We start from the raw sequence: 22,163 nt of genomic DNA on the forward strand, positions 1-22,163 counted from the left end.
CAGCTACGAAACAGGCTTTACGAATGACAGGGCAGCACCGTCCATGTATTCATGGCGGTGTTGTTTTCATTCCACCCCATCGGGGGAGAAAGTTGGGAGCAAATGATCGAATTTCGTAACGTATCGAAAACATACCCGAACGGCACCAAAGGGTTGAAAAATATTAATTTGACGATTCAGGAGGGAGAAATGGTCGTCATCGTCGGCCTATCCGGTGCAGGTAAGTCTACCCTGCTGCGTTCCATTAACCGACTGCATGACATTACGTCCGGCGACATTGTCGTGGGTGGCAGGTCCGTCACATCTGCTGGAAGCAGCGAGCTGCGGCGCATTCGCCGTGATATCGGCATGATCTTTCAAAGCTTCAATCTGGTTAAGCGTTCGACGGTGCTCCGCAATGTACTTTCCGGCCGCGTCGGCTATCATTCAACACTGCGGACCATTCTCGGCCTCTTTCCGAAGGAAGATATCGAACTGGCACTAACAGCGCTGGAGCGCGTGAACATCCGCGAAAAAGCCTACAGCCGGGCAGATGAGCTGTCCGGTGGCCAACAGCAGCGCGTATCCATCGCCCGCGCTCTGGCGCAGGAGGCTAAAATCATTCTGGCGGACGAGCCTGTCGCATCGCTGGATCCGCTGACCACCCGCCAGGTAATGGATGACCTCCAGCGCATCAACCGTGAAATGCAGATTACGACCATCGTCAATCTGCATTTCATTGATCTCGCGCGCGAATATGCAACGCGGATCATCGGATTGCGCGCCGGAGAAGTGGTCTTTGACGGCACACCGGAGGAGGCTACGGATGAGGCCTTTGCGGAGATCTACGGCCGGGCCATCAAGCATGATGAACTGCTGGGAGTAGGATCATGAAGCCCGACTCTACTGCCCAGCCGCTCTCTTCGACGCAACCGTCACCGCATGCTGGACCGCCGCAGCCAGGCAAGACGCCCGCAGGGCCACCTTTGCCAGGACGTTACAAACGTTATGCCACCTGGATGATTTTTATCGTGGTGCTGGTAGCCTGCTCCATTCATACGGATGCCACACCTTACCAGTTGATCGTTGGCTTGCCGGAGATGGGCAAATTGTTGGGCGAAATGTTTCCACCCGACTGGAGCTACTTGCCTACCATCTGGAAACCGATGCTGGAAACGATCCAGATCGCCATTGTTGGCACGACACTGGGAGCCATATTGGCGATCCCTGTCGCGTTGCTGTGTGCCTATAATGTGATGCCGCGCAAACTGATTTCGCTGCCGATGCGCACGATCCTGAATCTAGTACGGACGATTCCCGATTTGCTGTTTGCCTCGATCTTTGTGGCGGTGTTCGGCATCGGGCCGTTTGCGGGGATGCTCGCCCTGCTCTTCTTCTCCTTTGGCATCATAGCCAAGCTGACCTTTGAGGCGATTGAAGCCATTGATCCCGGGCCGCTGGAAGCCATGACCGCTGTTGGCGCGAGCCGCATTCAAGTCATCGCCTTTGGTGTGGTTCCGCAGGCTCTTCCTTATTTTGTGTCGTACTTGCTGTATACCTTCGAGGTTAATGTGCGCGCGGCTTCCGTTCTGGGCCTGGTCGGGGCTGGCGGTATCGGTCTGTTGCTTGACCGTTCCCTTGGGCTATTCCGATATGATCGGGCAAGCATCATTATTCTACTGACCCTCGTCATCGTCCTTGCGATTGATTACGGCAGTAACCTGCTACGGAGGAAATTATTATGAATGATCCTACGCTTCGCAGACCTATTGGCTCCCGCCTGCGCCTATGGGCGATAGCTATTCTGCTAATCATCATTTATATTTGGGCTTTTCGCGGGATGCAGTTTGAAGGATTACAGGGAACGGCCAAAAGTGTCTCTGTCGCTATATTGGACGGCTTCCTTCATCCCGACTGGTCGTTCGTTTACATCCCTGAGGGAGAGGATTTGCTGCGCGGGTTGCTGGATACGCTGGTCATTTCAGTGCTCGGAACCTTCGTGTCCGCATTTGTCTGCCTTCCGTTCGCCTTTTGGGCGTCCAGCAATATGACCCGTCTGCGTCCCTTATCGGGTAGCGGGAAATTTGTGCTTAGTGTCATCCGGGTATTTCCCGAAATGATCGTCGCCATCTTGTTTATCAAAGCCGTAGGGCCCGGCTCGTTTGCGGGTGTGCTTGCTCTTGGCATTCACTCCATCGGCATGCTGGCGAAGCTTTTCTCGGAAACGATCGAAAGTGTCGATCACGGGCCCCAGGAAGCTTTGATCGCGTGCGGTGCCAATCGTTGGCAGGTGATCTTCTTCGCCGTGCTACCGCAGGTGATTCCACAGTTTCTTTCGTATTCGCTTTACCGTTTTGAAATTAATATCCGTTCCGCTACCACGCTCGGTCTGGTCGGTGCAGGTGGTATCGGTACTCCGCTACTGTTTGCACTCCAAATGCGCAACTGGAACCGTGTAGGCGTTATTTTGCTCGGCATTGTGGTCCTGATCATTTTGACGGATCTGATTTCCGGCTGGCTGCGCAAACGGATCGTATAATTAGAATTCTAAACGCCCAAAAAGCCTCTCCTGTGTAAAAAGGGACATGTCATGCTCCCATTCACTTGGAAGAGGCTTTTGCTGTTCGTTCAACATCTCCCTGCCAATTCATCTATTACCCGTCGGACTTCCTCAGCCGTATTGTAAAAATGCGGAGCCACACGGATAACATCCTTTCGTGCTGAAACGATCATATTTTGGCTTCTCAAATTCCTCTCCACAGCCGACACGTCGGCTACTTCAACAGCGAGCAAGCTTGGTAATGTGCCTCCCCTGTAAGGTACACGTATGTGTAACCCTTTGCGCCGTCCATATTCAACGGAAAAATCCAACAACTCACTCATATAGGCCTGAATATTCGTGACTCCAATCTCCAGCAGCAACTTTAAGGCCGCATTGGCGGCAAAAATGCTAATAAAAGAAGGCAATCCCGTCTCAAAGCGTCGGGCTCCCGCCGCCGGAACCGGGTGAGCAATATCAAACCGGGAAGCGTGCTCCTGCCCAAGCCAGCCAGTAAGACGGGGCTTGAAGCGGTCTATTCGGTCCTTGCTTACATAAAGAAAAGCCACGCCCGGAATTCCCAGCATATATTTGCGTGCTCCCGCGACCAAAATATCTACGCCCATTGCCTTAACATCCACTGGAACGATCCCTGCAGACTGGTAAGCATCCACAAACAGCAACGCCTGATTTCGGTGAGCTATTTCTGCAATGGATTTTAAATCCTGCTGAAATCCGTTGGTATAATTCACTTGTGACACCATAACGAGCGCTGTTTTCTCCGTAACATGCTCCTCATACTGCTCTATCATCACTTCTCCCTCGATGGAGGGGATACAGCAGATGTGATCACGGAACATCTCCTGTGCGTGCCAGATGTGTCCCACCGTCGGAAAGTCGGTGTCCGCATACACAATGCTTTCTTTTCCCGGTACATAAGGAAGGGCTGTGGCCACCCCAGCAATCGCCTCAGAGGCTGAGGACAGGACCGCAATTTCGTCAGGCTCCGCCCCGATGAGCTTAGCAAAATGCCCTCTCGCCTCCTCCAAACGTGCCATAGACAGATCGCCGTTATGACCGTGTTGCAGCAAACTTCGATGATATTCCTCAATGGCAGCGGAAACCGGCCTCGATACGGCCCCCTGGGAACAGCTCCCTACATGGATATGTGAGGACAGCACTGGAAACAGCTGACGGTAGGACTGAAACGGATGTTTCATTTTTCCCTTCGCTCCTCCTGGGCACACCAACGTGCCTTGATATGATCATTTTATTATCCATATAAGCCACCTTAGAACAAGGGCCTCTCTTCCCATCTTCTCGCCGTTAACAGACGATAGACGCAAAGAGAGGCCCTGAGGGATCATATACAAAGTCATAAATTAATGCACGCGTTTGCGTCCAAACCAGCTTTTAAGTATCAAGGTTGCCAGAGCAAGTAACAATAACAACGAGGCCACCGCAAAAGATGCCGAGAACTGATATTCGTTATACAAAATTTCTACATGCAGCGGCAGTGTATTCGTCTCTCCCCGGATATGTCCAGAGACGACAGACACTGCACCGAACTCACCCATGGCTCGCGCATTACACAAAATGATGCCATACAGCAGACCCCACTTGATGTTCGGCAGCGTCACTTTCCAGAAAATGCGCCAGCCGCGCGCGCCCAGCATGACCGCCGCTTCTTCCTCCTGCTGTCCCTGATCTTCCATCATTGGAATAAGTTCTCGGGCCACAAATGGAAAGGTGATGAACAGCGTCGCTAAAATAATACCAGGCAAAGCAAATATAATTTTAATATCATGCTCGTCCAACCACGGTCCAAGCCAGCCCTGTGCGCCGAACACTAATACATACATCAGCCCTCCGACGACAGGAGAGATGGCAAAGGGTAAATCAATCAAGGTGACTAGCAAGCCTTTGCCGCGAAATTGAAATTTCGTGATCAGCCAAGCGGCAGCTACACCAAATACCGTATTCAGCGGTACCGTTATCGCTGCCACCAGCAGCGTCAACCGCAAAGCAGACATGGCATCTGGGTCCCGTAACGCTTCGACGTATACGCCCCATCCTTGCTTGAGCGCTTCGGTAAGCACGACGATTAGCGGCAACACCAGCACCCAGAGCAAAGCTAAAAAAGCAGCACCAATCAGCGTCCACTTCACCCAAGCGGCCTCGGTCGTGACCCTGTTGGGCGGTGCAGATGAAGGCACTGGTGCAGAAGCAAGCTCCTGCCCAGTTATCGCTTGTGACATGGTGTATCCCTCCTTAGAACGTGGGTATCATGCGCAGCTCTGCATGTTAACGTTAGATAGTTACATTAGACAGTTGAGTTTAGGCAGTACGCCGCCGTGACCAGCGCTGAATGCTGTTAATTACGAGTAACAGCACGAATGAAATCACCAACAGCATCAACGCTACCGCCGTAGCTCCTGCATAGTCATTTTGCTCCAGCTTGGACATTATGAGCAGTGGAGCAATTTCCGTCTTCATCGGCATATTGCCAGAGATGAAGACGACAGAACCATACTCGCCAATGCCACGAGCAAAGGCGAGCGCAAAACCCGTCAGCAGCGGTGGCACCAGCTCTGGCACAATAACGCTGCGGAAGATACGCCATCTGCCAGCTCCCAGCGTAGCAGCGACCTCCTCCTCGTCCTTGTCCAGCTCCTCCAGCACCGGCTGCACTGTCCGTACGACGAACGGAATGCCAATAAACATCAATGCTAGCGTAATCCCCGTCTGTGAGTACGCCATCCTCCATCCAAGCGGTTCGAACAACGAACCGATCCAGCCATTTTGCGCATACAGAGCAGTCAAAGCAACCCCCGCTACCGCAGTAGGCAAAGCAAAGGGCAGATCAATCACCGCATCAAAAATTCGTTTCCCCGGAAACTCATAACGCACCAGCACCCAGGCTATCAATAAACCGAGAAACAGGTCGATCAGCGCCGCAGCCGCGGCACACAAAAAGCTTACCTTGTAGGAAGCCAGCACCCTGACATCAGTCGCCACGTCCCAAAATTTCTCCCACGTCAGTCCAGTTGAATTCAGAAGCAGTGCCGATAAAGGCACCAGCACCACCAGACTGAGATACAGCACACTATAACCCATTGTTAACCCGAACCCGGGAAGTACACGTTTTCGAGTGGCTTGCACTTGACTCATGTTCTGTCCATCCCTCTCTGAATCCATTCACTATGACACTCGCGGCTATCGATCCAATCCCTACACAGTCCGCCTATTTTATGAACTGCCGGGTACATAAATCTGGTCAAAAATGCCTTTGTCGCTGAAATGCTTCTGCTGCGTCTCCTTCCATGTCCCGAATACATCCTTCAAGGTCACGAGCTCCAATTTAGGAAATTGATCCTTGAACTTTGCCGTCACACTCTCCAGTGTTGGGCGATAATAATTTTCGGCAGCAATGGTCTGCCCTTCTTCACTGTACAAATATTTCAGGTACGCATCCGCCACCTCGCGTGTACCTTTTTTATCTACCACCTTATCGACTACTGCTACCGGAGGTTCAGCCAATATACTGATCGACGGATACACGATATCAAATTTATCCGCACCCAGCTCCTTTACCGAGAGCAGTGCTTCATTTTCCCATGCAATCAGCACATCGCCAATTCCACGCTCTACGAAAGTCGTTGTCGCTCCACGTGCTCCGCTATCCAGTACCGGCACATGCTTATACAGCTCCTGTACAAACTGCTGGGCCTTGGCTTCATCGTTATTGTTCTTCTTGAGCGCATAGGCCCAGGCTGCAAGATAATTCCAACGTGCTCCACCCGAAGTTTTAGGATTCGGTGTAATAACTTGCACATCGCCACGGATTAAATCGTCCCAGTCCTTAATCCCTTTCGGGTTCCCTTTGCGTACCAGTAACACGATGGTTGAAGTGTACGGGGCGCTGTTATGCTCATATTTACTTTGCCACCCCTCTTTAACGAGTCCTTTTTCCTGTAGCGCATCAATATCATAGCCCAGGGCCAGAGTTACCACGTCCGCATCCAGTCCGTCCTGCACAGAACGACTTTGCTTGCCAGATCCTCCGTGAGATTGCTTGATCGTAACCTTCTGCCCTTTCTCCTTCTCCCAATGGGCGGCAAATGCTTTATTATATGCCTCATACAGCTCACGGGTCGGATCATAAGAAACATTGAGTAACTCCACGTCCTTGGAACCGGCAGCAGAGCTACCATCCGCCTGCGTCCCTCCCTTGCTTGCCCCGCAAGCGCTTAGCATAATCGTTAAAACCAAAGATAGTCCGAGAATAAGTCCACTTTTCCATTGCCTCTTCATCAAGACACCCCGAATTCTATGTAATTTGTATTCATTTACGCCTGTTATTGACAGACATAATCAAAAAAAGAGCGGAGAATTCCCTGATGCAGCCCTGATAGGTCAAACCTGTCACGTGGACAGTGTCTGCCTGCTGTTCCTAGAGGTTCTCCGCCAAAATGGCGAGATCATACATTAATTCTTTAATTCCTACCTGTTTAATGAGTTATATGGATATAATACGAGAGTTTAGGAGTGATGTCAAACCTTTTTTTGGTATGTATCATCTGGACTTTTCTTTCTTTAAGGGGGGGCAGTCAGAAACATTATATATGTTTCCGACCGTTTAGAGGTCATTTACACACGAAGTACGACTTAGTTGGCAACCGTTTCAAGATTAATCGAAAAGACTCCAAAAAGCTTCGGATTGTCCGTAGCTCTTCTCAACCACAGTTCACCCGATCCCACCATGACTCCCTGATAATTAACAAACAAATCATCTGTCTTTTGATTCACCAGCGCCTCGCGAATTGCGTCCGTAAAAATCTGATCATACTTGGCCATAAAATCTTTCTTATTCGGAATCGTTAGCGACTTTTCACTATCATTAACACGCAGAGGGTACAAAATATAATTGGCCACTTTTTCCTTGTCATTGTCGGCAACTGCCTTCTGCAGCGCTTTGAACGTGTTCAAAAACGCTTTAGGATCTTGAATACCTGCTACCTCAAATGGATTTTGCGATGGATTGGAGGTTGCCGGAGAAGAAGATGTATCCGATGAAGCAGATGGAGCCGAAGGAGTTGATTTTTGTGCATCAGTACCGCTGTTTTCTGCACTCTCGCTCTCTTTCGCTGCTTTGTCACTTTGGGCTGAACCGCTACGATTACCACCGGCTCCGTTCTCGATTACGCTTGTACTGCTTCCAGTATCAATGGTTTCAGCATTCTTATCCTGACCACAGCCAGTAAGTGCTACAAAGGTAAGTGTAAGTAAAATGGCTGTGAGTGACAGCCTCCGTGACATCTTTTGATTACCGAATTCATGGTTTTTGGGCACAACGGGTCATCCTTTCTGCTTTCTGCTCTGACCTATTCTGTTCATTAAGTCTTCAACCGTTCTATTGTAACATAAGTAGACTAATGACCGCATGTCGTGCCCTTTCTGGAAGGAGCTTACAGTGTAATATATGCGAAGGTTTTAACGTTTCCTTGCGATCCATCGTCCGTACTTACTTTTAAAATCATCTCTTTTAAGGAGTCATTTGCAGCTTCATCCTGTCCCTCTGGCTTTACAAACACCAGATCGTGGCGTTCTCCCGGCTGCAACGTTCGGCTGGAAAACCCGCTCGTTGTACCTTGCAAGTCTAATCCATTCGCACTATTGAGCTTGTATTGTACGGGTTGCTTACCTGTATTCTTGATACTGATGTATAACTTGCGCCCTTCTTCAAATCTAAAGCTCGTTTGTCCTTGTCCTCCAAATTGCATCTCCTGGTCATGTATAATACGTTTCGCTGCACTTCCTTGCTCACTCTGCGTACTAAGCGGAACAGTCGAATGACTCTGATTTACTTCAGTAATAGTTGATGCAGGAACGCTCATACTGGCAAATGTGGCATAACCCACAATTGCCCCTGCAACCCCCATCCAAACCCATTTCTCCACCATTTGATTTCCTCCTCTTCTTATCTATCCTTCAGTCGTCACCGTGATTGCACAGATGGAACGGCTTATCTTCTATAAGGAAGCGATCCAGCCAGGTCATTTTATATATAAAATCGGGTGCCGATTCGATGAATCCATTCACAATGTCCAAGGAGCGCAGATTTTTCAGGTTTTGTAATTCAGGAGGCAACGTATGGATTCCACTATACTGGACATCCAGATACTCCAGTTGTTGCAGCTCTCCGATTTCAGGAGGCAAATGCCGAAATGCCAGCTCCGCCTTGGGAATCACTTTGAAATCTGGGGCCGGACGATCATAGCATCCACAGCTGATCCTCAGATTTTTGAGATGGGTTAGCTTGGCAATGTCAGCCGGTATTTCTTCCAAATCCGCTACTTGTATCGTCAGTGACTCCAACGATTCCAATTCGAACAAAGCGTGCGATAGTATTCGTATATCCTGCTCGAAAATGGTCAGATGCTTCAGGGAATACAATTCTCTAATCCGTTCCGGTATCTCCCTCAAGCCAAACCGCATAAGCTCTACTCGATCCGGCTTTTATGCCGAATAGCATCGTCCAGAAAAATATCTATATTCTGATGATATTCAGGTTGGTGAATAAACACACCGGGGATAAGCTTCTCCAATTCTTCCGCTTCTTCTATAGCCATGTTTAGTCTACCTATTCGTTCGTGAGCTATGTTAATGATCCAATCCTCTCCATCCGCATTCTGGAAGCACAAATCCTCAGGTAATTGGGGGTGTACCCAGGAAAACAAACTGGACGTCGCTTGCTTTAGTAGTCCCCCCGCCTCGGGTGCACACTGGTATCTGTAAAATGTTCCTTGTGTGTAGGCAATAGAATGGATGCCCCTAATTTCCTCATAAGAGTGTGTGGACAGCAAAAAAGGATTCAATTGCCGCAACAATTCCTTGAACAGGACATCCTGGTCGATCACTCCATTCTCATCCTCTGTCACCCATTTATGTATGCCCAGCATAAACGTGTCTGCCCGTTCCATAGCATAATCAATCAGTCTTTCATAAGCTGCTCCCCGGACATCGCTGTATAATCTGAACATGTCTCTCCCCCTCTGTGCTGCCCTCGGCCTTACAATAAAAAAAGCCGAACTCATATCTATTATGAGTCCAGCTGTCATATTTTTCAAACCTGATCAAAGGCACCCAATACGACTTTATAAATAGGGCTTATCGCTTACTCTGTCACTGTTCCGTAGATTAGCACTGGCGCTTCCGCGTGATCCGCAATACGGATGTTCGCGTAGATTTTCTCCAGCACTTGGGCTACATCTTCACGGTTCGCATGGATGGTAACCAGCGAATCCCCTTTTTGAACAGCATCCCCAACCTTTTTGTTCAGCATCAAGCCGACAGCCAGATCAATCTCGGATTCTTTGGTCGCACGTCCTGCTCCAAGCAACATCGCTGCGGTACCGATTTCGTCAGCCACGATTTCAGCTACCACACCGTCCTGCTTCGCAGGCACCTCAATAAGATATTGCGCTTGCGGCAAGCGTTCAGGATGATCCACTACAGAAGCGTCACCGCCCTGATTTGCAATAAACTCTTTGAATTTCTCCAGTGCTTTGCCATTGCGAATGACTTCTTTGAGCTTCTCTTCGGCGTTTTCGAGGGATTCTGCTTTCCCTGCCAAAAACACCATCTGACTGCCCAAAGCCATACACAGCTCTTCCAGATCTTTTGGTCCTTCGCCACGCAGCGTATCAATCGCTTCTTTCACTTCTAGCGAGTTACCGATGGCCAGACCCAGCGGTTGACTCATATCGGAAATGACTGCCATCGTTTTTCGGCCCACGTTGTTACCGATGCTCACCATGGCATGTGCCAGTGCTTTGGCATCATCTACGGTTTTCATAAATGCGCCTGCACCTGTTTTTACATCAAGCACGATGGCATCGGAGCCGGCAGCGATTTTCTTACTCATAATCGAGCTGGCAATCAGCGGAATCGAGTTGACCGTCGCTGTAACGTCACGCAAGGCATACAGCTTTTTGTCCGCAGGTGTCAGGTTGCCGCTTTGTCCGATGACCGCAATTTTGCTGCGATTCACCAAATCCACGAATTCATCCTTGCTGATTTCGACGTGGAAGCCTGCAATAGCTTCCAGCTTGTCGATCGTTCCTCCGGTATGTCCGAGGCCGCGGCCTGACATTTTGGCTACCGGAATGTCCAAGGCCGCTACGAGCGGAGCCAGTACCAGCGTTGTCGTATCACCCACACCGCCAGTGGAATGCTTATCGACCTTTACACCTTCAATCGCGGACAGATCAATGGTATCACCAGAATGAACCATCGCCATCGTCAGATCAGCGCGTTCGCGTTCAGTCATATCTTTGAAGAAAATGGACATCGCCAATGCACTGACTTGATAATCAGGAATTTCACCCTGAGTGTAGCCTTGGATAATAAAATTAATTTCCTCTGTACTCAGTTCTTTTCCGTCACGTTTTTTCTCAATCAAGTCTACCATTCTCATATGTCATTTCTCCTCACTGTGCGTATGATCGTTTACAGAGATACTGCTGTATCCAGTGCAACTTCCATCATTTCTTTAAAAGTTGTTTGGCGTTCTTCTGCGGTCGTTTCTTCCCCCGTCAGCAAATGATCGCTTACCGTCAGAATCGTCAGTGCGTTTACGCCAAACTTGGCTGCCAACGTGTATAAAGCCGAAGTTTCCATTTCTACACCCAGCACGCCGTATTCCATCAGCTTTTGTACCACTGATTTGTCATCACGGTAGAAGCTGTCTGAGCTGAATACATTGCCGACATGCATGTTCAAGCCTTTGGCAACACCGCGATCATAAGCGCCCTTCAATAGATTGAAGCTGGCAATCGGCGAGTAGTCGTAGCCACCAAAGATATGGCGGTTCATGCCGGAATCCGTACAGGATGCCTGTGCCAAAATGACGTCACGAACGTGCACATGCTCCTTCATTCCGCCGCATGTACCCACACGGAACAGGTTTTTCACACCGTATTCGCTAATCAGTTCGTTGACATAAATACTGATGGAAGGCAGCCCCATCCCAGTTCCCTGTACAGACAGGCGTTTGCCTTGGTACGTACCCGTGAATCCGAGCATTCCGCGTACCTCGTTGTAGCAGGTCACGTCCTCCAGATACGTTTCAGCAATAAATTTTGCCCGTAGCGGGTCTCCGGGCAGCAAAATCGTTTCTGCAATTTCTCCGGGTTTGGCTCCAATGTGTACACTCATGTTTTTCTATTCCTCCGTCCCATTTGTCCATGCTTGTATCTTTATTTATATCGTTACTAGTAATCTTGCTTGTACTCTTACTGGTCCTTGATTACTGAAGCTCTGCCAAAAAGCTCGTTCCGTGTTCAGGCAGTTTCACACCAAAGTTATCCGCTACGGTCGCTCCAATATCAGCAAAGGTTTTACGAACCGCAAGCTCCTTGCCCCCAGCTGTAAAACGCGGGGAATATGCCAGCAAAGGTACATATTCGCGGGTATGGTCTGTTCCCCGATACGTCGGGTCATTCCCATGGTCTGCAGTGATGATTAGCAGATCGTCATCGGTCATTTTGGCAAAAACCTCTGGCAGACGCGCATCGTAATCGTCCAAAGCTTGACCATATCCCTGCGGATCACGACGGTGACCGTATACAGCGTCAAAGTCCACTAAATTTAGAAAGCTTAATCCGGTGAAATCCTCATCGAGCGTAGCCACCAGCTTATCCATGCCGTCCATATTGGACACCGTACGCACCGCCTTCGTCACACCCTCACCGTCATAAATGTCGGAGATTTTACCCAAGGCGATCACATCCAGACCTGCATCCTTCAGCTCGTTCATGGTGGTGCGACCAAACGGCTTGAGCGCATAATCATGTCGATTGGAGGTACGGGAGAAGTTCCCTGCCTCGCCTACGAACGGACGTGCAATAATGCGACCCAGCATGTACGGATCTTCCAGCGTGATTTTACGGCAGAACTCGCAAATCTCATAGAGCTCCTTCAAAGGTACAACTTCCTCGTGCGCCGCAATTTGCAGTACAGAGTCCGCCGAGGTATAGATGATGAGCGCTCCAGTTTTCACGTGTTCTTCGCCCAGCTCATCCATGATTTCCGTTCCGCTGGCAGGCTTATTGCCAATCACTTTGCGGCCTGTGTGCTCCTCAATGCGCTGAATCAGCTCATCCGGGAACCCATCAGGAAATACACGGAAAGGAACAGTAATATTCAAGCCCATGATTTCCCAATGACCCGTCATCGTATCCTTGCCATTGGACGCTTCCTGCATCTTAGTGTAATACGCGAGCGGCTTGTCGGCCGCTGCTACCCCTTCTATGGAACGAATATTGGACAGACCGAGCTTACCCATATTCGGCATCTTCAGACCACCGCGTTCGCGGGCAATATGACCGAGTGTATCTACATCGTAATCATCAAACTGGGCAGCATCCGGCGCTTCGCCGATACCAACCGAGTCCATAACGACCAAGTGAATTCGTTTGAATTTAGACATTATAAAAATCCTTTCCTGACTCGCTGTTTTTTTTACAAAAACAACCCTGCAATCGTTGCCGACAGCACGCTAACCAGCGTTGCCCCGTACAACAGCTTCAGACCAAAGCGGGCCACCACATTTCCCTGTTTTTCATGCAGACCCTTCACAGCCCCGGAAATGATACCGATGGATGAGAAGTTAGCAAAGGATACGAGGAATACCGATACGATCCCGACCGTGCGCTCCGACAAGCCTGTTTGCTTGGTCAGATCCAGCATGGCCACAAATTCGTTGGATACGAGTTTGGTAGCCATAATACTGCCCGCCTGAATGGCTTCGTTCCACGGAATACCCATGACAAAAGCGAAAGGCGCAAACACATATCCAAGCAGCGCCTGAAAGCTGATTCCAAACAACCAAGAGAAAATCCCGTTAACCATGGCAATCAGCGCCACAAAACCGATCAGCATTGCAGCTACCGTAATAGCAACCTTGAAACCGTCCATAATATATTCCCCGAGCATTTCGAAGAAGGACTGCTTTTCTTCCTCCTGAACCTCCAGTAAATCGTCTTCCTTCTCAATCTTGTACGGATTAATAATGGAAGCGATAATAAAGCCGCCGAACAGGTTCAATACCAAAGCTGTGACCACATATTTGGGATTTAACATTTGCATGTAAGCTCCCACAATCGACATGGACACCGTAGACATCGCAGACGCACACAGCGTATACAACCGATGTTTTGGCAGCAGACCAATTTGCTTCTTAACGGAAATAAACACCTCGGATTGACCCAAGATAGCCGAAGCTACAGCGTTGTAGGATTCCAGTTTACCCATTCCGTTTACTTTGCTCAAGACAAGCCCGATATATTTAATAATAAAAGGTAACACTTTTACATATTGCAAAATACCAATCAGCGCGGATATGAACACGATTGGCAGCAGTACACCGATAAAGAACGGTGCTGCTCCTTCATTCGCAATTCCGCCAAAAACAAAGTTAATCCCTTCCATAGCATACCCAATCAGACTATTAAACCCTTTTGCAAAACCTTTGACTAGAATTTCACCAATTCCTGTATTCAGCAATACGAAAGCAAGCGCTGCTTGCAGAACAACCATAACTATCAGCGGACGATACCTGATTTTACGCTTGTCACTGCTGGCAACGTAAGTAAGTGCAAATACAACGAGCAGTCCCACCAGAGCGATTACATATTTCATTTAATTTCCCCCTCATTACATTAAGCGCTTACATTCCCCGTAAAAAGAATGCGCTCCAAAGAGGCATTCTTTTTTTTATTTCCCCAGATCCGCTGGTCGAAAAGCACCCGGCAGTAATTGATCCACCGTCCACTCTTCCGTGTTGCCATGAAGGTTTGTCAGATAAATTTTGGTATCTTGATGAGCAAATTCGGAAATAACCTGACGACAGGCTCCACATGGAGACACAGGCCCTTCCGTATCAGCTACTATCGCAATCGAATCAATTTGACGGCAGCCTTCGGATACCATTTTGAAAATCGCTGTCCGCTCTGCACAATTGCATAAGCCGTAGGAGGCATTTTCCACATTACATCCGTGATAAATCGTGCCATCGCTTCCGAGAACCGCAGCACCCACCTGAAAATTCGAATACGGAACGTATGCCTGTTTACGCGCCTCAAGCGCTTTCTGAATCAATTGATCCTTCATCGCGAATCCCTCCATGACTTTAAAATAAACTTAGTAGGAAGATGTAGACTGCTCGCCCTCGATGATCTTCACACCGGAACTTGCACCGATCCGACTTGCGCCAGCTTCTACTAATTTTTGCACGTCTTCCAGGCTGCGTACACCGCCTGAAGCCTTGACACCAATCTCAGGTCCTACCGTTTTGCGCATCAAAGCCACATCTTCCGCATTAGCTCCACCTGTTGAGAAGCCTGTCGAGGTTTTCACAAAATTCGCTCCCGCTTTGACGGACAGCTCACATGCCAGTACCTTCTCTTCGTCTGTCAGCAGGCATGTTTCGATAATCACTTTTACCAGTGTACCGGCAGCTGCCTCCACGACCGCACGGATGTCCTGCTCGACGAGCTGTACATTACGTTCCTTCAAAGCGCCTATGTTAATAACCATATCAATTTCAGTCGCTCCGTTAGCAATAGCATCTTTCGTTTCAAATGCTTTCGTTGCGGACGTGCTCGCTCCCAGCGGGAAACCGATAACTGTACAGATGGCTACGCCTGTGCCTGCGAGCTGTTCTGCTGCATAAGCTACCCACGCCGGGTTCACACATACAGAAGCAAACTGATATTTTTTTGCCTCGGCAGTCAATTTCGTAAATTCATCCTTCGTCGCATCTGCACGCAACAATGTATGGTCGATTAATGCTGCAATGTTCATATCTAAAAGCTCCTTCGTTAGATAAATAGTGTAAAGACAAAAGTCCTTTATTTCTCTGTGATGAGACCATCATAGCACGCCTTTGAACATATGTAAAATACATTTTGAAATTATGTTCAAGCTTATGCGCAAGGTGTCACCTACAATTCATATTACCCTGTAGGGACACGCCATAACCGTGTATTTTGCTGGATTGAAACGACTTGCTCTATTGTAAAAGTGCTTGTGCCGTAAACTGATCCGTCACCAAGATATTCGCATACTTGCCACGCAGCGATGCCCGAATGGCCTCCACTTTACGCTGGCCTCCAGCGACGAGAATGGACTTCTCCTTCTTTCGCAAATCAGGCAAATCAATCCCGACGGTACGGCTATTGATTTCCTGACTGCATATGTTGCCCTCAGCGTCAAAAAAGCGCGAGCAAATATCGCCCTTGCCAATTCTTTGCAGTAGCTTCTGCTCTTCCCCGTTAAAATAACCCAATCGGAACAGCAACGCATCCTCCTTGACCGTCCCCACCGTAAACACCGCGATGTTCGCCTGCTTGCCAAGTTCAATAATACGCTGGATATGCCGATCCTCCTCGACCATTTTCTTAACGGCATGACTGTCGAAAATCACAGGCAGCGGCAAATACCTTGCTATGGTATGAAAGGCTTCTGCGAACAAGTTCACTGTTTCCACGGCATATGTGTTGACATGTGAATGGCTCACGCCTCCTTTGAGCTGAACCACCTCAACACCCTTGACCTGCTTTTGTTGGAGATGAAGCGCCACGGCATGCATTGTTGTTCCCCATGTCACTCCAATAATATCAGCATCCTGTACCGTTTCATGCAAATAATCGGCTGCTTTTTTGCTAATATGCTTCTTGATCTCCTGATATTCATTTAACGGCGAATAACAGACTAACACGGTATCCAGTCCGTATCTCTTCTTTACCTGCTCTCCGAGCGCGTCCATATCCTCCATCGGGTCCACAATACTAATCCGCACGTATCCCTGTTCCTTGGCAGCCTGAAGTAACCGCGATACCGTAGGACGCGAAACCCCGAGTCTGACCGCGATATCTTGCTGACTGTAGTCGTTTAGATAGTATAATCTGGCTGCCTCGATACTTAATCGCTGCTTTTCATGATCCATTCTACCTCAACCCGCTTATCTTAAAATGTAGTGCCAGCGGACACAGCCTTAGTTCCAAACACTATATTATGAAGGGAAACTCAAAGCCACGCCTTGGCCAATGGTTGTTATTTTGGAAGATTTAACTGCTCGTTTGTGATATTCTGTGATTAACTACAACCATTTTACTGCATCCTCAACTTTATCGTTCCATCTGTCAAAACGCAATAGTTAACCCATTTTACCGCTCATTCACAACCTGTGATGGCTTATCTGAATATATAAGGAGAATTGCTATGTCTGATTTTATTGTGTGCAGTCTGGCGGACAAAAGGTTCGCTTTAAACTTTGTGGAAGTAGAAGAAGTCATGAATGCCAAGAAGGGAACTCCGCTTCCCTTTTCCGAGGCGTGGCATGAAGGAATGGTGACTATTCGCGGCAATGTATTTACGATCCTTAATTTACGCAAAAAGCTGTTTCTTCCTGCATCAAGCGATTCCTCCGAGGACAAAATGATTTTGCTCAGCCGTGCGAAGATTGCTCTGCTTGTCGATCAGGTGGAGGACACGGCTTCTGCCGAGGACAGTCAGCTACAAAGCAATGAGGAAGAGTGGCAGCGCGAGTTGTTCCCTACTGTGATGGAGCATCAGGGTACCCTCATTCCAGTGATCGATATGGACGCTTTTCTTGCATCCACCAAGACGAACTAAAATGCAAAATACTCCCGAACCTTGAGCCCGCTTACACTCATCGTTCGGGAGTATTTTCAGTTATTGGAGTCCCTGCCCCTCTTTCATGTGAACCAGCGTGTTCAGCTGCTCCAGCAACGTATTCCCGCCAGTCAGCGAAATCGTGCCAATCTTCTCACAGATTTTTTCCATGAATTCCAGTTCTTTAAGACGAAAGAGGGTGGCATTCTCGTCCATCAGCTTGGCCGTATTGAGCAGACTACGAGTAGATGCCGTCTCTTCACGTCTTGTGATGAGGTTGGCCTGTGCCTTCTTCTCTGCCAACAGCACGGTATTCAGAATATCCTTGATATCCCCCGGCAAAATAATATCCTTCACCCCTGCTGACGTAAAAGTCACTCCATATTCGCCGCTCTGCTCATTCAGTCGAGTCAAAACATATTCCGCAATCTCCTGCTTCATTTTCAGCAAATCATCCAGCTTCATCGTGCCAACGTATTCGCGCAACAACAGTTGAAGCATAATGTACATTTGTTCCTCGTATGCCCGGAATTCCAACGCCCGCAACGGGTCGATGATACGGTACTGACAGACGAAGTTGAGGCGCAGCGTGATTTTGTCCTCTGTCATGATTTCCTGTCCCATCAGGTCCATCTGCTGTTGTCGCATATCTATCGTTTTGACCTCTGTATTCACTGTGGACATCCAGAAATAATATTTGCCCGGTTTCAGCTCACCCTGCAACACATTATCGTAATATAAAAATCCCAATTCATAGCTGCCCACCTGAAGTGCCTTCCAGAAGCCCGGTGTCTTGGACAAGAATGCTTGCCCTAATGCCTTATCAATTGCAGGCTGCCGAGTGTCTGCACGAACAAAACGGTGCTCCTTGAGCATGTTCCAAAAAGCATATTTCCCAGCCGTTAGCAGCTCCACAAATCGATTATCCTCATAATGCAACACATATTCATGGTCCTCTACATCAATGACATTCAATTGCTCAAGCAATAGGGGATCTGTTAAAAACAAACGAATATCATGATCAGGTACAAAAAATGGTTCGGCTACATTCAAAATTTCAACTGCTTCGTGCTGAAATGTCTTCAATAGATAAGTTCCTGGGTGCAACAACTTGTGGTAGCTTCCTTTTTTGAACAGCAGCCCGCGCTCATCAGATTTAATCGTTATCTTCTTAAACATCGTATCACTCCTAGTATTTAAAATCCTCAACTTAAAAATGTTCATTTCCACGTGTGGCGGCTCCGCGGTCCATTTGATCTTCCGATCGCTGTTGCCACTGAATTTTTGGATTTGATGAACCCGTTATAGGGTTAAAATTCAGTGGCAAAGGCGAACGCTTCGCTTCTCCAGATTCAAATGGACCGCTCTGCTGATTCGCGCATAGTCAACACACATTTTTAAAATGAGGATTTTTTATTTTTATTTTTTTAGTAGGGTTAGGACCCTTGCAGAGCATCCCTTCGGTGTGGACGGCGGGGTCAAGCTTAAGGAAAAAGAAAGATACCGCCTGTTTCCGTGTTCTAGGGATGGGATTCATCAGCCCAACATCGACTGTGAATCTGTATCCCCGAAGCCTCGAACCCTGTCGGCGCTTGCTCTCTCCGGTATCCGCTGGCCGCATAGCCATCGCCCCGGTATCTGTCATCGAGACCAGACATGGGATGCTCTTATCCGGGTCTTTTCATTGTTTTTATTCGATCATTCGAATACTCTACCAAAAGTCGCGTGGAAGGCGATTGGGAATTGAACCCTAATGTTGGTGGATACATCAGAATTACAGGATACCTGACCCCATCAGGGCAGGCACTGCGGGACCTTTGGAAATCCACGCCTCGGTAATATCTTCCTGTATCAGCCTTTATCATTATCGCGCAACCTGGAACTCACGAACATGGCGAAAGTATTACGACCCTATAAAAAAACAAAAAAGACACAGGAGAAGCGTATTTGCTTCCCTTGTGTCTTTCTTTCTATAGTTAACTGTCGCGTTCGTATCTTAAGCCTGATCCACTAGGATGTTTTTTCGAAAACAGGATCAACGCTCGGTAGTGGAAGTTGTGGAACGTCTGTCGTTGTAGAAGCAGTCTGCTGGTGTGTATAGCTGAATGAAGGGGTCTCGTATTGCAATCCCGCCTTTTCATAGGTAAACCAATAGCTAACAGCCTTCCCGATATCGAGGTCTGTAATCCGCTGCTCCCAGACACCGCCGTTGTTTGTCATTCGGTAATTGAGCTGTTGTCCACCAGTTAAAGTATAATGCACGTCAACATAGGCCGAGGCTGTTTTGGGTGTAAATTGAAGCAATGCTTCATGATCGCTGACAAAGCGAGCTCCTACTTTATAATCCTCCGTTTCTCCGCCACCCTCATTACCACCAGATGCTGGCTCTGTCGTTACCTCTACGGAATTGCTTGCTGCAGATAGGTTACCAGCTGCATCGCGAGCCTTAACGGTAAAGCTGTAAGTGGAAGCTGCACTCAGCCCTGTAATTGAAGCGGAAGTACCGCTTATCTCTGCTGCCTGAGCCCCGTCCTTATAAACGATATAACCCGTAACGCCAACATTGTCTGTAGCTGCATCCCACTCCAGAGTGACTGCCGAAGCCGTTTTGGTCGTAGCTCGAACATTCGCCGGGATGGACGGAGCCTCCGTATCAGGTTGCGGATTGCCACCGCCGCTTCCATTTCCGGTATTAAAGCTATTCGGCTGCACGGTAATAGTGTGCCCATCTGAGAAGGTTACCTTTTTGACCTGGTTTGTAAAATTGTAGGCTACATAAGTTTTCACACCGTTTTTATGAAATACGGCATAAATAGGTGAATTAGCGGTGATGCTGCGGTCGATGTTGCCTAAAGCATCCAAATTGTAGATCCAGTAGTAGGCATTCGCCTTGGAATTCCCCGCTTCCGGTGCCATAGCCGCTACGCGTGCACTGAATTTGGCCTTGGCATCGGACGGATCCGAGATCGCTCTGTACATATACACAATATCTTCCCATGGACTGAAATTCCCACCGCTTTTTCGCAGCAGGTCGTTATAATTTTTAGCCGCATACTCCGAATATTGCGTCAGATACAAGGAGGCCGAGGTAATCGGGAGCCAGTTGATACCATGCACCTCTGCGGCATTATTGGTCCACCATGTTGCATTTCCTACCGTTTTACCACCCCAGATCATGCTTGCCGTCGCGCTTTGCATCCCTGCAGGGGTGTTTGTGCCATGCACATCAAACCAATATTCGTTAATCGCATTCATTTCAGTTGTATATAGATAAATGCCCAGATCACGAGTTTGAGTATTTCCCGTCGCCTCGCCCCATAAAATAAGACCTGCCCAAGCATTCATCGCTTCCGAGGAGGATTCATTGTTGTTGCCATCACCAAATTTGGCATGGCCGGAAGCCCAGGTGTGCCCGGCATAGGGATCAAAATTACGCAAATACGGAAATTTCGAATCAGACCTGTCGATATTGGCGATATCACGAATGAGCAACTGTACCATCTGCCCCCATTGGGAATTGGATGCCCAGCTCTTGTCCACACGTGCAATTTCTGCTGCAGCCTTGATAAAGTATCCATAATGGAAGTGATGGTCATTTAATTCTGCCGCACTGCCAAAGCTGTCGGGATAACCGATCAGTGTCCCCCAATTGTTGTTATACACAAATAGACTGGAGCTTTTCAGATTACCCGAGCTGTCACTGGCCTTAAACCAGTCCTGCAGCCGGCTTTTGATCTCATTGCGGAACTGGGTCGCTGCTGCGGTATTGCCAGCCTGGTCGGCAATCGGCGCCAGCGCTGCTAGCTTGCCCAGACGTTTTCCAGTCCAGTACGTGTCTCTATCGCCAGAGTAGACTTCCGCTTTCGCTTCGTCTATATAACTGTTGAGCGTATTTTTATCGTAGGACCCCAAGTCGGGCAGGGAAGGCAGTACCCCTGTAAAATTCATTTTCGTTTGAAAAGAAGCACCCTCTGCTGTTTTCATCAGACCGCGTACAGAATTGTACGTATACCCTAGCAGGGGTTGTGATGAATTTTTCCACTGATGCGGGTATAAGGCAAAAATAGTACCGCTTTGTGTGCCTTCCTTCGCTGTTGTTGCAACAGTAAAGGTGGTCGTCACCTCGGAAGAGGCTTCGTTATAGCTGTACTGTGCTTTGGAGTTTGTAACGAAAGAATAGGCGTACTGCTGAAACTTGTCCAATGTCGCGGTTGTTTTGTCAGGCAAAGCCGCCACTGTAAAATAGTTTTTCCCGTTCAATTGATTGATCAGAGTACTCGTTCCGAGGCCAGACCAGGTGCTGCCGGAAGGACCAAACAGACCATAGTGTGAGCCATTAACCGTAATGCCAAGCACAGGGGAACTAGCTGACCCAGACCAAACCTCTGGCACCCCATTAAATGAAAGCTTGGGATTGCCACCGCCAAACTCAAAAAAAACATAAGGGGAGCCGTGTCCATAGGTAGCACTCATTTTATTGCTGCCGCTTTGAAATAATGATTTGACAAACCAGTCGCTGAAACCGTCCACCTTGGCATCTGGAAATGAAGCGCTTACAGAATGACCGACGGAAAAATCGTTCACATCATCCATCCAGCCTGCGATGTATCCCGGATTTACCGTAATTTTCCCACTCGGGTTAAAGATGCGTAAACCGTTTTGCTGATTTTTCAAGGCAAGGGGATGCGGATATTGAGCCTCGGAGTACGGTACCCAGGCGAGGCTGCTCCACCAGTCATTGGTAGGCATTGGGCTGGTTACATTCGCTGTTTTGTAAATCTCGTTTTGCGGTGTTGCTGCTCCGGCAGGTAGTGTGGTTGAATATGAGCCAGCGCCTTGTGTGACCTCACCCGAAAAGGCTTTAGTAGAAACCGGTGCAGCTAAAAATATCAGACTGGCACTTAACAAGCATAATAACGTTTTTTTCACAACCTACATCCTCCTT

The 22,163-nt window shown here is 48.5% G+C and carries 22 protein-coding genes; 4 read left to right on the forward strand and 18 right to left on the reverse strand.

The genetic code is table 11. The features are described 5' to 3' along the window. Positions 1-102 precede the first annotated feature (102 nt). Genes phnC through phnE (KAI36_RS22930) form a run of 3 tightly spaced genes read left to right on the forward strand, consistent with a single transcriptional unit; the run spans position 103 to position 2,518 of the window. Entirely contained in the window at positions 103-873 is a 771-nt protein-coding gene (phnC, locus tag KAI36_RS22920; RefSeq protein WP_220028193.1) for a phosphonate ABC transporter ATP-binding protein, read from the forward strand. After that, positions 870-1,724, forward strand: a complete 855-nt coding sequence (phnE, locus tag KAI36_RS22925; protein WP_034095097.1) for a phosphonate ABC transporter, permease protein PhnE — start codon at positions 870-872, stop codon at positions 1,722-1,724. Before phnC ends, phnE (KAI36_RS22925) begins: the two co-directional genes overlap by 4 nt. Further along, complete coding sequence (gene phnE, locus KAI36_RS22930) at positions 1,721-2,518, forward strand: phosphonate ABC transporter, permease protein PhnE (protein ID WP_013312028.1); 798 nt, start codon at positions 1,721-1,723, stop codon at positions 2,516-2,518. The genes phnE (KAI36_RS22925) and phnE (KAI36_RS22930) overlap by 4 nt, the downstream gene beginning before the upstream one ends. Before the next feature lie 89 nt (positions 2,519-2,607). Here the strand turns inward: phnE (KAI36_RS22930) and KAI36_RS22935 are convergent, their stop codons facing one another. From KAI36_RS22935 to KAI36_RS23000, 15 genes are all read right to left on the reverse strand, one after another. After that, positions 2,608-3,738: an aminotransferase class V-fold PLP-dependent enzyme gene (locus KAI36_RS22935; RefSeq protein WP_025722517.1), complete on the reverse strand. Its 1,131-nt coding sequence runs from the start codon at positions 3,736-3,738 to the stop codon at positions 2,608-2,610. Positions 3,739-3,900: 162 nt separating this feature from the next. After that, positions 3,901-4,776, reverse strand: a complete 876-nt coding sequence (gene cysW / locus KAI36_RS22940) for a sulfate ABC transporter permease subunit CysW (RefSeq protein ID WP_025722516.1) — start codon at positions 4,774-4,776, stop codon at positions 3,901-3,903. A 79-nt stretch (positions 4,777-4,855) separates the two neighbouring features. Beyond that, the gene (gene cysT / locus KAI36_RS22945) at positions 4,856-5,689 is read right to left on the reverse strand and encodes a sulfate ABC transporter permease subunit CysT (RefSeq protein WP_220026109.1); all 834 of its coding nucleotides are present in this window, start codon (positions 5,687-5,689) and stop codon (positions 4,856-4,858) included. A gap of 78 nt (positions 5,690-5,767) precedes the next feature. Next, complete coding sequence (locus tag KAI36_RS22950) at positions 5,768-6,832, reverse strand: sulfate ABC transporter substrate-binding protein (RefSeq protein WP_023990376.1); 1,065 nt, start codon at positions 6,830-6,832, stop codon at positions 5,768-5,770. A 354-nt stretch (positions 6,833-7,186) separates the two neighbouring features. Next, positions 7,187-7,870 carry a hypothetical protein gene (locus KAI36_RS22955; RefSeq protein ID WP_025722514.1) on the reverse strand — a complete coding sequence of 228 codons (684 nt, stop codon included), beginning with the start codon at positions 7,868-7,870 and terminating at the stop codon, positions 7,187-7,189. Between the two features lie 116 nt (positions 7,871-7,986). Further along, a complete protein-coding gene (locus tag KAI36_RS22960; RefSeq protein WP_220026110.1) occupies positions 7,987-8,481 on the reverse strand; it encodes a hypothetical protein in 495 nt (164 codons plus the stop codon). A 28-nt stretch (positions 8,482-8,509) separates the two neighbouring features. Continuing rightward, the gene (locus tag KAI36_RS27490; RefSeq protein WP_258382216.1) at positions 8,510-9,004 is read right to left on the reverse strand and encodes a leucine-rich repeat domain-containing protein; all 495 of its coding nucleotides are present in this window, start codon (positions 9,002-9,004) and stop codon (positions 8,510-8,512) included. Positions 9,005-9,021: 17 nt separating this feature from the next. After that, positions 9,022-9,561 (reverse strand): hypothetical protein, encoded by a 540-nt coding sequence (locus tag KAI36_RS27495; protein ID WP_258382217.1) that lies wholly within the window; start codon positions 9,559-9,561, stop codon positions 9,022-9,024. 134 nt (positions 9,562-9,695) lie between these two features. Then, positions 9,696-10,997, reverse strand: coding sequence for a pyrimidine-nucleoside phosphorylase (locus KAI36_RS22970; protein ID WP_025722513.1), 1,302 nt, complete (start codon positions 10,995-10,997; stop codon positions 9,696-9,698). 32 nt (positions 10,998-11,029) lie between these two features. Next, complete coding sequence (deoD, locus tag KAI36_RS22975; protein ID WP_023990381.1) at positions 11,030-11,737, reverse strand: purine-nucleoside phosphorylase; 708 nt, start codon at positions 11,735-11,737, stop codon at positions 11,030-11,032. Between the two features lie 91 nt (positions 11,738-11,828). Beyond that, a complete protein-coding gene (deoB, locus tag KAI36_RS22980; protein ID WP_220026111.1) occupies positions 11,829-13,010 on the reverse strand; it encodes a phosphopentomutase in 1,182 nt (393 codons plus the stop codon). A 32-nt stretch (positions 13,011-13,042) separates the two neighbouring features. Continuing rightward, on the reverse strand, positions 13,043-14,221 hold the full coding sequence (locus KAI36_RS22985) for a NupC/NupG family nucleoside CNT transporter (protein WP_220026112.1): 1,179 nt from the start codon (positions 14,219-14,221) through the stop codon (positions 13,043-13,045). Between the two features lie 75 nt (positions 14,222-14,296). Next, positions 14,297-14,692: a cytidine deaminase gene (locus tag KAI36_RS22990; protein ID WP_023990384.1), complete on the reverse strand. Its 396-nt coding sequence runs from the start codon at positions 14,690-14,692 to the stop codon at positions 14,297-14,299. A gap of 30 nt (positions 14,693-14,722) precedes the next feature. After that, entirely contained in the window at positions 14,723-15,385 is a 663-nt protein-coding gene (deoC, locus tag KAI36_RS22995) for a deoxyribose-phosphate aldolase (RefSeq protein ID WP_220026113.1), read from the reverse strand. Between the two features lie 208 nt (positions 15,386-15,593). Beyond that, a complete protein-coding gene (locus tag KAI36_RS23000) occupies positions 15,594-16,529 on the reverse strand; it encodes a DNA-binding transcriptional repressor DeoR (RefSeq protein WP_025722508.1) in 936 nt (311 codons plus the stop codon). Positions 16,530-16,804: 275 nt separating this feature from the next. On the opposite strand from KAI36_RS23000, the gene KAI36_RS23005 reads away from it, so the two are divergent. Next, entirely contained in the window at positions 16,805-17,218 is a 414-nt protein-coding gene (locus KAI36_RS23005) for a chemotaxis protein CheW (protein ID WP_025722507.1), read from the forward strand. Positions 17,219-17,278: 60 nt separating this feature from the next. On the opposite strand, the gene KAI36_RS23010 is transcribed toward KAI36_RS23005, so the two are convergent. From KAI36_RS23010 to KAI36_RS23020, 3 genes are all read right to left on the reverse strand, one after another. After that, positions 17,279-18,397: a slipin family protein gene (locus KAI36_RS23010; RefSeq protein WP_220026114.1), complete on the reverse strand. Its 1,119-nt coding sequence runs from the start codon at positions 18,395-18,397 to the stop codon at positions 17,279-17,281. Positions 18,398-18,738: 341 nt separating this feature from the next. Continuing rightward, positions 18,739-18,876, reverse strand: a complete 138-nt coding sequence (locus KAI36_RS23015; RefSeq protein ID WP_155252408.1) for a hypothetical protein — start codon at positions 18,874-18,876, stop codon at positions 18,739-18,741. Between the two features lie 352 nt (positions 18,877-19,228). Next, complete coding sequence (locus tag KAI36_RS23020) at positions 19,229-22,147, reverse strand: glycosyl hydrolase (RefSeq protein WP_220026115.1); 2,919 nt, start codon at positions 22,145-22,147, stop codon at positions 19,229-19,231. Positions 22,148-22,163 lie beyond the last annotated feature (16 nt).

The sequence above is a fragment of the Paenibacillus sp. S02 genome (assembly GCF_019454065.1).
Classification (GTDB): domain Bacteria; phylum Bacillota; class Bacilli; order Paenibacillales; family Paenibacillaceae; genus Paenibacillus; species Paenibacillus polymyxa_B.

Excerpts from the sequence above, each read along its gene's own strand:
- phnC (WP_220028193.1), top strand. The coding sequence starts at position 103 with ATGATCGAATTTCGTAACGTATCGAAAACATACCCGAACGGCACCAAA.
- phnE (WP_034095097.1), top strand. The coding sequence starts at position 870 with ATGAAGCCCGACTCTACTGCCCAGCCGCTCTCTTCGACGCAACCGTCA.
- phnE (WP_013312028.1), top strand. The coding sequence starts at position 1,721 with ATGAATGATCCTACGCTTCGCAGACCTATTGGCTCCCGCCTGCGCCTA.
- KAI36_RS22935 (WP_025722517.1), bottom strand. The coding sequence starts at position 3,738 with ATGAAACATCCGTTTCAGTCCTACCGTCAGCTGTTTCCAGTGCTGTCC.
- cysW (WP_025722516.1), bottom strand. The coding sequence starts at position 4,776 with ATGTCACAAGCGATAACTGGGCAGGAGCTTGCTTCTGCACCAGTGCCT.
- cysT (WP_220026109.1), bottom strand. The coding sequence starts at position 5,689 with ATGAGTCAAGTGCAAGCCACTCGAAAACGTGTACTTCCCGGGTTCGGG.
- KAI36_RS22950 (WP_023990376.1), bottom strand. The coding sequence starts at position 6,832 with ATGAAGAGGCAATGGAAAAGTGGACTTATTCTCGGACTATCTTTGGTT.
- KAI36_RS22960 (WP_220026110.1), bottom strand. The coding sequence starts at position 8,481 with ATGGTGGAGAAATGGGTTTGGATGGGGGTTGCAGGGGCAATTGTGGGT.
- KAI36_RS27495 (WP_258382217.1), bottom strand. The coding sequence starts at position 9,561 with ATGTTCAGATTATACAGCGATGTCCGGGGAGCAGCTTATGAAAGACTG.
- KAI36_RS22970 (WP_025722513.1), bottom strand. The coding sequence starts at position 10,997 with ATGAGAATGGTAGACTTGATTGAGAAAAAACGTGACGGAAAAGAACTG.
- deoD (WP_023990381.1), bottom strand. The coding sequence starts at position 11,737 with ATGAGTGTACACATTGGAGCCAAACCCGGAGAAATTGCAGAAACGATT.
- deoB (WP_220026111.1), bottom strand. The coding sequence starts at position 13,010 with ATGTCTAAATTCAAACGAATTCACTTGGTCGTTATGGACTCGGTTGGT.
- KAI36_RS22985 (WP_220026112.1), bottom strand. The coding sequence starts at position 14,221 with ATGAAATATGTAATCGCTCTGGTGGGACTGCTCGTTGTATTTGCACTT.
- KAI36_RS22990 (WP_023990384.1), bottom strand. The coding sequence starts at position 14,692 with ATGAAGGATCAATTGATTCAGAAAGCGCTTGAGGCGCGTAAACAGGCA.
- deoC (WP_220026113.1), bottom strand. The coding sequence starts at position 15,385 with ATGAACATTGCAGCATTAATCGACCATACATTGTTGCGTGCAGATGCG.
- KAI36_RS23000 (WP_025722508.1), bottom strand. The coding sequence starts at position 16,529 with ATGGATCATGAAAAGCAGCGATTAAGTATCGAGGCAGCCAGATTATAC.
- KAI36_RS23005 (WP_025722507.1), top strand. The coding sequence starts at position 16,805 with ATGTCTGATTTTATTGTGTGCAGTCTGGCGGACAAAAGGTTCGCTTTA.
- KAI36_RS23010 (WP_220026114.1), bottom strand. The coding sequence starts at position 18,397 with ATGTTTAAGAAGATAACGATTAAATCTGATGAGCGCGGGCTGCTGTTC.
- KAI36_RS23015 (WP_155252408.1), bottom strand. The coding sequence starts at position 18,876 with ATGTCTGGTCTCGATGACAGATACCGGGGCGATGGCTATGCGGCCAGC.